Origin of the sequence: Phyllobacterium sp. TAF24, assembly GCF_052113785.1 — a bacterium.
In the GTDB taxonomy this organism is placed as follows: Bacteria; Pseudomonadota; Alphaproteobacteria; order Rhizobiales; family Rhizobiaceae; genus Phyllobacterium.
The window spans coordinates 1-13,223 of record NZ_JBFRDN010000020.1 but is presented as its reverse complement, the minus strand read 5'-3'; the positions used below and the strand labels follow the sequence as shown (position 1 = coordinate 13,223).

Here is a 13,223-nt window from a genome sequence, read left to right as displayed (position 1 = left end):
TATTCACCATACTCATTAACGTTAACGAAAACCAAACAGCTCGGCACGGCTGCACAAACGCAAATGGGCCCGTAGAGGGCCCATTCATTGATGCAGTGTTTTTGAAGATCAGGCTGCTGATTTGACCGACGAAATCACCGAGATGATGTCGTTGACAACCGTATCCACGAGCTGGCTATCATCGCCTTCCGCCATAACACGGATCAGAGGCTCCGTGCCTGACGGACGAATAACAAGACGCCCTGATTTGCCAAGCCGGTCACGGGCATCGTCAATCGCAGTCTTAACCTTCTTGTCGTCAAGCGGCTTACCGCCCGCTGTACGAATGTTTTTAAGAACCTGAGGCACCGGTTCGAACTTGCGGCAAACCTCGCTCACAGGCTTTCCCTCTTCCTGAACAACCGCCAGAATTTGCAGGGCAGAGACAAGACCATCGCCGGTTGTCGAGAAATCCGAGATAACAATATGGCCTGATTGTTCGCCGCCAATATTGAAACCGTGATTGCGCATATGCTCAACCACATAGCGATCGCCGACATTGGTACGGGCCAGTGTCAGGCCGCGATCACCGAGGAAACGCTCAAACCCGAGATTGGACATCACCGTCGCAACAACGCCGCCACCGAGAAGCCGGTCCGATTCCTGCCATGACTGGGCAATCACCGCCATCAGTTGATCGCCATCGATGATCGAACCTTTTTCATCAACGATAAGAACCCGGTCCGCATCGCCATCAAGCGCAATGCCGATATCGGCCCTGACTTCATGCACCTTCTTGATCAGGCTCAAAGGATGGGTGGAACCGCAATCTTCATTAATATTCGTGCCATTCGGCTTATCATTGATCGTGATGACATCGGCGCCAAGTTCCCACAGTGCGGCAGGAGCAACCTTGTAAGCAGCGCCATTGGCGCAATCCACGACAATTCGCAGGCCGTCCAGCGAGATGTTTTTCGGCATGGTCCGCTTGGCAAATTCTATATAGCGATAAATATCACCATCAACGCGCTTTGCCCGCCCCAATGCGTCAAAGCTGGACAGACGACTTGATAAATCCTCATCCATCAGACGTTCAATCTCAAGTTCGATCTCATCGGAAAGCTTGAAACCATCCGGGCCGAAAAGCTTGATGCCGTTATCATGGTAAGGATTGTGCGATGCGGAGATCATTACGCCGATATCAGCGCGCAACGAGCGGCAAAGCATGGCTACAGCAGGTGTCGGAATGGGTCCAAGCAGAAACACATCCATACCCGTGGAGGTAAAACCCGCCACCAGTGCGTTCTCGATCATATAGCCCGACAGGCGTGTATCCTTGCCGATCACCACCCGATTACGATGATTGCCACGTTTAAAGGCGAGCCCAACAGCCATGCCCACCTTCATCGCGATATCGGGGGTCATGGGATAGGCATTCGCCAGTCCGCGAATACCATCGGTGCCGAAATATTTTCGAGCCATATTGTCTATCCAAACTCTACCGGCTGTCACGCATCTGGCAGCGCCAGAGCTTAGCCCTATTTTGCTTATGCTTGATCTTCACGCTTATTGCAGAAGACCCCTACATGCGCATCTCACAAATTATGTGACGATTATACTATCATTCAATCGATGAACAATTGGTGCAAAAACGGCCGGTAGATACCGGCCGTTAATGACTATTGCGGGTCTAAATCAGGACTGCGGCTGCGGTTCGAGACCCTTGTCAGGCTCGTCGCCCTTGCGCGGCTTCTTGGCGGAACCGGCTTTCGGAACAGCCGAACCACGCGACGGAGGTGTATCGTCGCCGAGGTCACGGGCCGGCTTATTGCCGATCATCAGCGCCTTGATCTCTTCGCCGGTCAGCGTCTCATATTCGAGCAAGCCCTCGGCAATCGCTATCCATTCCTTCTTCTTCTTTGTCAAAATGGTGCGCGCCTGCGTATAGGCATCTTCGATCAGTTTACGCACTTCCGCATCGATCAGCTGTGCCGTTTCTTCAGACACGTTCTGCGTGCGGGCAACGGAGTGGCCCAGGAACACTTCTTCCTGATTCTCGCCATAAGCAACCTGACCGAGCTTGTCGGAGAAGCCCCAGCGGGTAACCATCGCACGGGCAAGTTTCGTTGCCTGTTCGATATCGGATGAAGCACCTGACGTGATGTTCTCCTTGCCGAACTTCAGCTCTTCGGCAATACGGCCGCCCATCATGATGGCCAGACGCGAGATCATCCACTTATAGCTCATCGAATAGCGATCACCTTCCGGCAACTGCATGACCATGCCAAGTGCACGGCCGCGCGGAATGATCGTTGCCTTGTGCAGCGGATCGGCCATCGCAACGTTCAATGCCACAATGGCGTGACCGGCTTCGTGATAAGCGGTCAGTTCTTTTTCCGCCTGGGTCATGGCTGTCGAGCGGCGCTCGGCACCCATCATGATCTTGTCCTTGGCATCTTCGAATTCGAGCATGGTGACAAGGCGCTTGTTGCGGCGCGCTGCCATCAGGGCGGCTTCGTTGACAAGGTTCATCAGATCAGCACCGGAGAAGCCGGGCGTACCGCGAGCCAAAACCTTTAGATCGACATTCGGTGCCAGCGGAACATTGCGGGCGTGAACTTTCAGAATCTTCTCGCGGCCAGACACATCCGGGTTAGGCACGACAACCTGACGGTCGAAACGGCCCGGACGCAGCAATGCAGGGTCAAGAACATCAGGACGGTTGGTCGCAGCAATCAGAATGACGCCTTCATTGGCTTCGAAGCCGTCCATCTCGACCAGCAACTGGTTCAGCGTCTGCTCGCGTTCATCGTTACCGCCGCCAAGACCAGCGCCACGATGACGGCCAACCGCATCGATTTCGTCGATGAAGATAATGCAAGGCGCATTCTTCTTCGCCTGTTCGAACATGTCACGGACACGCGATGCGCCGACACCCACGAACATTTCAACAAAGTCGGAACCGGATATGGTGAAGAACGGCACATTGGCTTCGCCGGCAATAGCACGGGCCAGCAACGTCTTACCGGTACCGGGAGGGCCTACAAGCAGCACACCACGCGGAATGCGTCCGCCAAGCCGCTGGAACTTCTGCGCATCGCGCAGAAACTCGACGATTTCTTCCAGATCTTCCTTGGCTTCGTCAACGCCAGCAACATCCTGGAATGTCACGCGGCCATGCGCTTCGGTCAAAAGCTTAGCTTTCGACTTACCAAAGCCCATGGCACCGCGCGAGCCGCCCTGCATCTGGCGCATGAAGAAAATCCACACGCCGACGATCAGGATCATCGGCAGCCAGTTGATCAACATACTGACAATGGATGTAGAGCCGTCATTCTCCGGACGCGCGGCGATCTGCACATTCTTGCTCTCAAGACGCGCAACAAGACCGGTATCACCGGGAGAATAGGTCTGGAACGTTGTAGTGCCGTCAATATAGGCGCCGGTAATACGGTTGCCAGCAATCACTACACTTTTAACCTTGCCATCATTCACATCGCTGATGAACTTTGAATAAGCCACATCGCTGGATGCCGAACGTTGAGAAGGGCTTTGAAAAAGATTGAACAACGCAATCAGAAGCAAAGCGATAATCGCCCACAGTGCGAAGTTCCGGTAGTTAGGATTCATTATCGGGTCCCATCAATCACAACCGCAAGGACGCGGAATTTACACGTAACATAGGTTCGAAGCATGGCCTTGCCAAGGCTGACAATCAAACTCAAATCATTTCTTATCAATCTGGTTTACAGAAAATCGCTTGTAATCCTGCAAACCAAACAATTTTGCCACGCTGGCAGCAAGTATTTCATCATACCCTGAAAGGATATGATCGAACAGGGCAACATGCCTGACCACCACAACACCGGCGGGCACATTCCCGTGATCCTTCAACGCAGGGACAGCCATAATCCGGCCATCGGACATCAGCATGGGGCTGGATTTAACCGAAGCCCGATGGACATCCCCGATCCCGACATCCTTTAAAAAAGCCAATCCTGCGTCACCACCAGCCATGATCAGTACCGGTTTTTGTGTAGCGTTCGATACCCGGTAACGGCCATCCCAGATAAGTGAACTGTCAGGCTCAACCACGATTTCCGGGATCGATCGCATCTCCCGGTAAATGGTAGCAATTGTCTTGCCGCGCTGAATGATGCAACGGCCAAGGCTCATGCGACCGGAAATATCCGTCTCGCAAAGATGGCGCACCACCTTGGCGCATTCTTCTGCCGATGGCAGGAATGGCTGACCACCCAGTACCGACATCAGTACCCCCGCGGCAAGATATTGTGCCTCATCCGGATAGCTGCAAAAATGCTCCAGCTTCACTTCAGCGCGAATACCATTAAAGACGGTAACGCAACTCTGCAAAAGCGCCGCCGCCTCGCTGTTGAGCGTTTGCCGCTTCAAAGCTTTTTCCGCAATCAGCGGTTGAATACTATCACGATCATGCTTTTGCAGCGCATCTCTGACGCGCACCCGCTCATATCTGGGGTTTGTGTTGGAAGGGTCATCCCGCCATTCAATGCCCCTCTCCCGCAAATACCAGCGAAGCCGTTCGCGTGTGATGCCGAGCAGCGGTCTGATGAGCCAGATTTCACGTTCCAGCAGGGTAGCGGGCGCCATGCCAGCAAGACCTCTTTCGCCGCCACGCGCAGAGCGCATCATGAAGGTCTCATTCTGATCGTCGAGTGTGTGACCGGTCAAAACCATATCGGTGCCGGCCTCACTGGCTGCCTTGCACAGAAGCGCATAGCGAATATCCCGGGCCTTGGCAGAAATGCCCGAAACGGGTTTTGGGCCTGTCCAGTTCAGGGCCCGGTGCGAAAGACCAGCCGCCTTGCACAGCCCGGCCACATACAATGCTTCGTCAGCCGATTCCGGTCGCAACTCATGATCAATAGTCACAGCCACAAGTGAGGGAAAGGACGCCCTTGCCTTGCGCAGATCGTCAAGAAGGAAAAGCAATGCGAGGGAATCGCTGCCGCCGGAAACGGCCACGACGACCGTTGTCAGCCTGTCAAAGTCAATCGCACCGAAAATCGCTTCCGGATCAGGGCGATTATCAGCATTTGTTGGCGGCACGTTCATTCTTCACGCGCTCTTTGAGCGCGGCTGAGAGACTGGGATAACGCGTGCTCACAGTGGCAAAGGTGGCGCAGGCAACATCGTGATCCTGCATCTTGGCCAGAGTCATGCCTAGCTTGAGAAGATTTTCTGGGCTCTTCTTGGCGTCAGGAAATTGCTTGTGATTGTCGATGAAAACAGAAGCCGCATCCTGATAGCGCTCCTGACCGTACAGCGATTCGCCAAGCCAGTAGCGGGCATCAGGGTCGGAAGGGTCCTTCGGGAACCGGTCGATATGGCTGCGGAAGGCCGCCTCGGCATTGCGATAGTCTCCCGACAGAAACAATTGATAGGCCTGCCTGTACAGCGCGTTGGGATCATCCGTCTGCGGCAGCGAAGCAAGATTCGGATTGGCTGCTGGAGCAGGCGTATCGTTCTTCGAACCACCGATTACGTTGCCATTGGCATCAAACTCGATCTGCCCAAGCTCGCGCGGCAGTTCGCCTGGCTGCGCGGTAGCGGGAGCATTGGCCTGAGGATCAATAGCAGCGGAATCGGTGCTGTCGGACGGCGACGTTTGTGACGGCGCCGTGGGATAAGCGGAGGCATCTGGCGATGCCTCCCCCGTTTTCCGTGAAGGCGCAGCATCGGCGATCGTACGATCGCCCTTGCCACCGGCATCCGTTTTCTTGCCGCCGCCACCCTTCTTTTCCAGTTCCTGAAAACGGAACTCATTATCTTCCTGCACCTTGCGCATCTGCTCCTGCATTTGCAGCAACTGGAAATTGAGGTCTTCGATCTTGCCTGTCAGTTGCCTGATCTGCTCCTCGAGTTGGCTGACACGCGGATCACCCGCCTGTGCCATCTGGATTGGCGCATTACTCGTTCCGACATTTGCCTTCGGCGCCGACGGGAAAAAGTTGCCATCAAAGTTCGAGGCATGGGCTGCGCCGGTCGCCAGAAAAGGCAGCACCGCCATAGCCACAACCATTCTTTTCAGTCGTTTGTTCATTCCTTTACCGCCCCTGATATGGGAATTTTAACCACCGCAACGATTTACGGCGAACCTATCTAACACGAGCAACGCGACTTCGGCCAAATTTTGTTGTGATCACGGGTGAGACAAAAAAAGCGGCCCGAAAGGCCGCTTTTCTGAAGTCCAACTCGGTTGGAAAGGCTTAGCTGCCTGCGCCGCCGAGAACAGTAACCGCACGGCGGTTCTGCGACCAGCAGGAGTCCGCATCGCAAACTGCAACCGGGCGCTCATTGCCGTAGGAAATTGTCTTGATGCGGGAAGCTGGAAGGCCGCGCGAAGCTAGGAAGTTGCGGGCAGCAGCGGCACGGCGCTGGCCAAGAGCCAGATTGTATTCGCGTGTTCCGCGTTCGTCCGCATGGCCTTCAACGGTGATTGCGTAATTAGGATAACGCTGCAGCCACTGAGCCTGCTTGGAAAGGGTCTGCTGGGCATCCGCACGGATGACGGAGGAGTCAACGTCGAAGAAAATGCGATCGCCAACGTTTACAGTGAAATCCTGTGTGGAGCCCGGACGCGCGCTACCCGCACCGTTGAGGCCAAGATCACCGGCACTATTGATAGGTTTCTTCGCACAGCCCGCAATAGCGAGGGCCATGAAAAGGGCGACGACAACTGGACTGCGGGCGATCATTTCGAAGCGGCGCATAGCCTGGACTCCTTAGGAATTGAATTGTTTCGGTGAACAAGCAGTAACCATATCGAGGTTAAGGCCAATTCAAGAAACAGGGTTAATCCACTCTTAACACCAGGATTAACGGCGAAATATATGAATGTTCTGCATCCTTAATGCAAACAATGCGGCGGAAAAACGACATTCGCGGCAGTGTTGACACAACACCGCCGCGAATGGGCATAAATCAGCAGTAAATCAAGATTCGCTCACTCAAGCAGTGGTGACCAGGCAGGATCGGAAGCCAGGTTCGGCGTCTGGATCTGGCGCAGGTTACGACCGGTCAGATCGATCGTGAACAGATGCGGGCTGTTTGAGCCGGGAGGGAACCGGTAGAACATCAGAACGCGGCCATTCGGTGCCCAGGTCGGGCCCTCATCGTGATAGCCGCTTGTCAGGATGCGCTCACCGGAGCCATCTGTTTTCATGACGCCAATGGAGAACTGGCCGCCAGACTGCTTGGTAAAGGCAACAAGATCGCCGCGCGGTGACCAAACAGGCGTGGAATAGGAACCATCGCCGAAGGAAATGCGCTGCGGGTTGGAGCCATCTGCACCCATCTTGTAGACTTGCGGGCGGCCGCCACGGTCGGATTCAAACACAACCTGACTACCATCCGGCGAATAGGATGCACCGGTATCAATAGCGCTTGTACTCGTCAGACGTGTTGTCGTGCGGCTACGCACGTCCATGGTGTAGATGTTCGCACTGCCATCATCCTGCAGCAGGCTCATGACAACTTTCTGGCCATCGGAGGAAAAGCGCGGCGCAATCGTCATGCCGGGGAAATTGCCGACAAGTTCGCGCTGGCCGGTTTCAAGCTGCAACAGATAGACCTGCGGCTTGTTGCCTTCGAAGGACATATAGGTGATTTCCTGACGGCTTGGCGAAAAGCGTGGTGTCAGAACGAGATCCTTGCCATTGGTCAGATAGCGCACATTGGCACCGTCCTGATCCATGATCGCCAGACGCTTGACCCGCTTCTCCCGTGTGCCGGACTCATCAACAAAGACAACGCGCGTATCGAAATAGCCCTTTTCACCGGTCAAACGCTGGTAAATAGCGTCGGCGATAATATGGGCGACGCGGCGCCAGCTGTCAGGAGAGGTAAAGAACTGCTGCCCATCAAGCTGCTGACCGGCAAATGTATCCCAGAGACGGAATTCAGCCTTGAGCCTGCCATCCGGCTGCTTGGTAACGCGCCCGGTCACCAGTGCCTGCGCATTGATGACTTTCCAGTCCTCAAAACGCGGGGCCGCATCCGGGTTGGAAATCTTTTCGATAAAGGCACCCTTGTCGATCGGCGCAAAAAGGCCTGATCGTTCCAGATCAGCCGCGATGACGCTGGTAATATTGGCACCAAGCTGATCACCGGAAAGGAAATCCGTGATTGCTATGGGCATTGGTTCAACGACACCTTTGGTAATGTCGAGTTTGAGCTCTGCCCGCGCTGGCAGTATGGCAATTGCCAATGTCGCAACGAACGTTACAAAAATTGGGAGAATAATCCGGGTAATTTTCAGCATAAGTTCAGGGCCCTCTTTTGGCTGGCCTATTAGTCATCTGCGGCGGGGTGGAATGTCAGTTCGACAACGTCCCAGCCACCTTCATATTTATCTTGTGGCAAAGTATAGGGCGCAGAGCGCATTACAGCCCGCAGGGCCCCACTCTTTGCCGCATTCAAGACCGTCGCATCACCACCGCTGCCGGTAACCGTAGGAGTACCGTCAACTTCACCGGTTTTAGTAAGCCGGAATTTGACCACCACAATCATGTCTGGATAGTCAGGGGCTCCGACAGGCTTGTTCCAGTTCTTCGAGATGATTCCGCGCAATGCATCCATTTCATTTTGGCTCAGCTTATTGCCACCCGTGGATTTTGTGGCACCAAGCGAGGCCTGGTCGGTCGAGCGCTTGGCACCACCACCAGATGGCTTCTCACGATTCAACAAATCTGCAACCTGATCAGCAATACCGTTCTTCTCCTTGGAAGGTGTTGGCGCTGTCTTCGTTGGCTTGGGTGTTTCCTTGGGATCCTTGCGCTCAGGTGTCGTTGCGGTTTGCGCCGGGGCGGGCTTCGGCTTGTCCTCGGGCTTTGCCACGTTCTCCGGCAGCTTGAATGCTTCCTCGGCAGGTTTTTCCGCTTGCGGCGTTGGCTCTGCCTTCGGCGCGTCAGGTGTTGGCGCTGGCTTGGAATCGTTGATCGCTGCTGTGATCGGGTCCGGCGCAACGTCCTGTTTCGGCTTTGCCTCAGGCGCTATTTCCGTTGCCGGAACCGGAACGGGCTTTGTTTCCGGCTGAACGACAGGCTTAGGATCAGGCTTGGCAACAGGCACATCCGATGGCTTCGGAGCCTCCGCTGACTCTACAACCTTTGGCTTCGTCGTCGGAATAGGTTTTGATTCAACATCTACTTCGCTGTYGCCAATATTCTGGGCGTCAGGTTTTGTCTGCGGCTTTTCCGTCGGCTTTGGCGCAGATTTCTCAGCCTTCGGCGCTTTGGTATCGCCCTTCTGTAACTGGGTCGTATCGGAAATGATCTCGATGGGCAGCGATTCAGAATTGGCCAAGTCCATCGGCGTTGGCGCAGAAAAGGTCAACAGCCCCCAGCCGAGTAAAACGGCATGGATAATKGCGGAGGTTGTAACGCTTGTCCTCATGGTCGATCAGCTGCCTTCCGGAAGACTGACGAGACCGATATTCTTGAATCCGGAACCGGAGATACGTGCCATGACCTTCATGATCGTGCCATAATCGGCAGACTTGTCGCCTTTGACAAAAATGCGTTCTTCATAGCCGGTCTTGGCGATGGCCTGGAGTTTGGGGACGATTTCTTCAATCGGAATCTCGGTTTCCTGCAGGAATACCTGACCTTTTTGATTGATCGTCACGTAAATAGGGTTGGTTTCGCTGTTCAGCGCCTTGGCCTGTGTCTCAGGCATATCGATAGGCACGCCCACCGTCATCATCGGTGCGGTTACCATGAAAATGATCAGGAGCACGAGCATGACGTCGACGAGCGGCGTCACGTTGATTTCACTCATCAACGCCTTGCTGGCGCGCCCGCGCCGGCCGCGTCCACCTGAACCTTTGTTACCAATAGACATGCCCATGGCAATTAATCCTGCACTTGTAAAACCAATTGCTTAAGAACGCGGAGCCAGCTTCTCATCGATTTGCCGCGAGAGTATGGCGGAGAATTCGTCCGCAAAGCCCTCCATGCGTGCGGTCAGTTTGCCCGCATCACTTGACAGTTTGTTGTAGGCAATAACCGCAGGGATAGCCGCAACCAGACCGATAGCCGTCGCCAGCAGCGCTTCGGCGATACCGGGCGCGACAACCGCAAGGCTTGTCGATTTGGAACCGGCAATGCCCATGAACGAGGTCATGATACCGATGACCGTGCCGAACAGACCGATGAAGGGTCCGGCGGAACCAATGGTTGCCAGAAATCCGAGACGCGCCGCAAGAATATCACTTTCGCGTGACAGGGCGACGTCCATGGCCTTATCGATACGCATTTGCAGGGCGATGGGAGAACGCGCGCCCTTCTCAAACGACTTTTTCCATTCGCGCATCGCGGCAATAAAGATCGAGCCCATGCCGGTGGTGCGCTTTTCGCCGAGATTGCGGTAAAGCTCTTCGAGAGACTGGCCGGACCAGAAGACCTGCTCGAAACGGTCAAAGGCGCGCTTGGCGCGGCCATAGCCGAGCACCTTGTCGATGATGATCGCCCAGGTCCAGATGGAGGCCCCGAGAAGGCCGACCATGACCAGCTTGACGATAAATCCGGCCTGCCAGAACAGTCCCCACAGGGAAACATCCGATGTCTGAACAGCAACCGCTAAATTTTCCATATCCACTACCCTCGAATCCGAAAACCCGGCATTTCAACCGGGCTGCAATCGTCTCTTGTACCCGTGCATGGTCCACCGAAGTATAAAAGGTTCGGCAATACGGCCACGCGCCAATTTATTTCTTTGGAACTCGGCCGAACGCCGGACCGGCATCCATACTTGCTGACTAAATTCCGAGAGCCACGTTCTGAGACCGGACTTTTTCCAGTATTCATACCGCGGCTTCTCACGGTTAATTTTGGTAAAACGAAGGCGTTAACGCGAAACACCCCGTTTCATAGCCTTATTCATGGTTTGTTATGGTTAAGGATCAGTTATGATTCTGCACCCAAGCGGCATTTAAACGCGCTGAGTTCAGGTTACAGACTGATTATTTTCATGCCCGGGCTGAATATTTTCATGCCCAGGATGAATAAATTCATGCCTCAGGCTGAAAAAGCTTGATCCATTCGGCAGGAAACCGGCGCGGACGTCCGGCATTATTGATCAGCGCCGCTTCAACGGTGGCTGAAATCAGGAGATCATCGCCTCGTTTTATCGCTTGCGCCATCTTGACCCGCGCACCTGAAATTTCGGCAGTGCGGGTTTCAACCGTCAGCACATCGTCAATACGGGCTGCACCTTTGAAATCGATCTCCATACGCCTGACAACCCAGACAATGCTCTCGCCGTGCTTGCCATCGGCAAGCTCTGAATGATGCACGCCGAGCAACCGTAGGTAGTCGGTACGCCCGCGCTCCAGAAACTCCAGATAGCGCCCGTGATAAACGATCCCCGAGAAATCCGTATCGGCATAATAAACCCGCGCCAAAAGACGGTGCCCGAATGGGGTTAGTTCGCCAGCAAGGCCGCCAATGGACGGAACGGAAAGATTGTTTTCACTCATGATCCTTCCCTTTTGCAGGCACGACAGGCATTTTGTCCAGAGCCATTACCAGAGGTTGTGAAGGAAACTGACCTTGCCCGCATTCCGCGCCGTTCTCTGCCTTGCATGTCTTCTGGTCTTTGCCTCAGGCGCTTGGGCAGCCACGTTCACCATGCAGCGTGGCCTCAATCTCGATATCTGGACCACATGGCCGGGTCCGGAGCACTGGGATGACGAGGAGGTTTTGGCCAACTTCCCCGAATGGCGCAAAGGCGTAACAGACCGCAATCTTGCCGATATACGCAAAGCGGGTTTTGACTTTGTGCGCATGCCTGTCGATCCTGCGATCTTTCTGGAGGATGCATCGGAAGCACGCATATCAAGGCTGATACGGGACACACTTGCCGCCGTCGATCAACTGCACAAAGCCGGATTGAAGGTGATTGTCGATTTTCACCTGATCCCGAGTGACTCCCGCAAAATTGGCACAAAGCAGGTTATTGCCGATGAAGCCCTGTTTAACCGCTATCTGACCATGGTCGAACGGCTCGGCAAAGCCCTCTCTGTCACCGATCCCGCCACAACGGCTTTTGAAGCGCTGAATGAACCGGTGATCGATTGCGATCCTGATGTTACGCCAAAATGGCCACCCATGCTGAAACGGCTGTATGCAGCCGCGCGCAAGGGCGCCCCCGTTCATACATTGGTCCTGTCAGGTGGCTGCTGGTCCAGCGCCTGGGGTCTCGACAAGATTAATCCGGCTGAGTTCAACGACGACAACATCATCTGGACGTTTCACAGTTACGAGCCCTATTTCCTGACGCATCAGGGTGCCAGCTGGACCGGCGACGTGATGCGTTATGTGGAAGGGCTGCCCTATCCACCCGATTTGATAGGGCAGAAAGCTCTTGCCGAACGACTGGCAGCCATTCGCAAAAAGATCACAGAGAAAGCGCCCGAAGCACAAAGGCCTGAATTGCTTCAAGGGCTCGATAGCATGGCGGGCGGCGTTATGAACGCGGTACAGACGCAATCGAAGCTGGAAGAGCCGTTCAAAAAGGCCGAAAGCTGGGGCAAGGCGCACAATATACCGCCGGAGCGCATACTGCTTGGCGAGTTCGGCATGATCCGGCAGGAATACCAGAAGGAGTTCCGCATGCCCTCCGCCTGGCGGGCCACCTATCTCAGGGATATGACACAGGCAGCACAACAACGCGGCTTTCCGTGGTCAGTCTGGTCATGGGGTGGTGCCTTCGGCATCACCCTTGATGATGACAAGCGTCAGCTTGACCCGGTTATCCTGAAGGGGTTGGGATTGAGGGGACGCTGATGGATGTTCCTCAACAAACTTAGTTTGCATAGTCACGGTTCGTGGTTCGTGGTTCGTGGTTCGTGGTTCGACAAGCTCACCATGAGGGAGAGGGGTGATGCAAGGGAGCCATGTTCTGCACCCTTTGCGCTGCAACCTTTTTGATCTGCAATATTTGTGATCTGAAACGTTGACGATTATCGTTGCATCCACACTCTCCCTCATGGTGAGCAACTGTGTTTGGGTGTTGATCAGATTTGGTGTTCTAATCTCCATGGTGTGTCGGTTTTGATGATGGCGTTGATGATGACGATGAGTTTTCGCATGATGGCCACAATTGCAACCTTGAAGGGTTTTCCAGCGGCTCTGAGTTTCTGGTAGAAGCGTGCCAGTGGCTGGCTCTTGGCCCTTATGATGGAAAGGCACGCCATGTAGAGG

General features: G+C 54.6%; 11 protein-coding genes and 1 pseudogene. 1 reads left to right on the top strand and 11 read right to left on the bottom strand.

Annotated features, from left to right (window positions below; translation table 11 throughout):
- Positions 1-108: 108 nt before the first annotated feature.
- The 10 genes from glmM to ybgC all read right to left on the bottom strand — a co-directional run bounded on the left by glmM (position 109) and on the right by ybgC (position 11,497).
- Positions 109-1,461 (bottom strand): phosphoglucosamine mutase, encoded by a 1,353-nt coding sequence (glmM, locus tag AB4Y96_RS17050; protein WP_091879882.1) that lies wholly within the window; start codon positions 1,459-1,461, stop codon positions 109-111.
- Between the two features lie 213 nt (positions 1,462-1,674).
- On the bottom strand, positions 1,675-3,609 hold the full coding sequence (gene ftsH / locus AB4Y96_RS17045) for an ATP-dependent zinc metalloprotease FtsH (RefSeq protein ID WP_091879881.1): 1,935 nt from the start codon (positions 3,607-3,609) through the stop codon (positions 1,675-1,677).
- Positions 3,610-3,705: 96 nt separating this feature from the next.
- On the bottom strand, positions 3,706-5,073 hold the full coding sequence (tilS, locus tag AB4Y96_RS17040) for a tRNA lysidine(34) synthetase TilS (RefSeq protein ID WP_441918594.1): 1,368 nt from the start codon (positions 5,071-5,073) through the stop codon (positions 3,706-3,708).
- A complete protein-coding gene (ybgF, locus tag AB4Y96_RS17035) occupies positions 5,048-6,061 on the bottom strand; it encodes a tol-pal system protein YbgF (RefSeq protein ID WP_091879878.1) in 1,014 nt (337 codons plus the stop codon). Before ybgF ends, tilS begins: the two co-directional genes overlap by 26 nt.
- A gap of 166 nt (positions 6,062-6,227) precedes the next feature.
- On the bottom strand, positions 6,228-6,731 hold the full coding sequence (gene pal / locus AB4Y96_RS17030; RefSeq protein WP_091879876.1) for a peptidoglycan-associated lipoprotein Pal: 504 nt from the start codon (positions 6,729-6,731) through the stop codon (positions 6,228-6,230).
- 233 nt (positions 6,732-6,964) lie between these two features.
- Entirely contained in the window at positions 6,965-8,281 is a 1,317-nt protein-coding gene (tolB, locus tag AB4Y96_RS17025) for a Tol-Pal system beta propeller repeat protein TolB (RefSeq protein WP_441918591.1), read from the bottom strand.
- Positions 8,282-8,310: 29 nt separating this feature from the next.
- The gene (locus AB4Y96_RS17020; protein ID WP_441918589.1) at positions 8,311-9,414 is read right to left on the bottom strand and encodes a hypothetical protein; all 1,104 of its coding nucleotides are present in this window, start codon (positions 9,412-9,414) and stop codon (positions 8,311-8,313) included.
- Between the two features lie 6 nt (positions 9,415-9,420).
- Positions 9,421-9,867, bottom strand: coding sequence for a protein TolR (gene tolR, locus AB4Y96_RS17015; protein ID WP_091879873.1), 447 nt, complete (start codon positions 9,865-9,867; stop codon positions 9,421-9,423).
- Between the two features lie 33 nt (positions 9,868-9,900).
- The gene (gene tolQ, locus AB4Y96_RS17010) at positions 9,901-10,611 is read right to left on the bottom strand and encodes a protein TolQ (RefSeq protein ID WP_091879872.1); all 711 of its coding nucleotides are present in this window, start codon (positions 10,609-10,611) and stop codon (positions 9,901-9,903) included.
- A 418-nt stretch (positions 10,612-11,029) separates the two neighbouring features.
- Positions 11,030-11,497 (bottom strand): tol-pal system-associated acyl-CoA thioesterase, encoded by a 468-nt coding sequence (ybgC, locus tag AB4Y96_RS17005; protein WP_441918587.1) that lies wholly within the window; start codon positions 11,495-11,497, stop codon positions 11,030-11,032.
- 73 nt (positions 11,498-11,570) lie between these two features.
- On the opposite strand from ybgC, the gene AB4Y96_RS17000 reads away from it, so the two are divergent.
- The gene (locus AB4Y96_RS17000; protein ID WP_441918585.1) at positions 11,571-12,806 is read left to right on the top strand and encodes a glycoside hydrolase family 5 protein; all 1,236 of its coding nucleotides are present in this window, start codon (positions 11,571-11,573) and stop codon (positions 12,804-12,806) included.
- 230 nt (positions 12,807-13,036) lie between these two features.
- On the opposite strand, the pseudogene AB4Y96_RS16995 reads toward AB4Y96_RS17000, so the two are convergent.
- Positions 13,037-13,223: pseudogene (locus AB4Y96_RS16995) on the bottom strand (hypothetical protein); the annotation flags it as partial.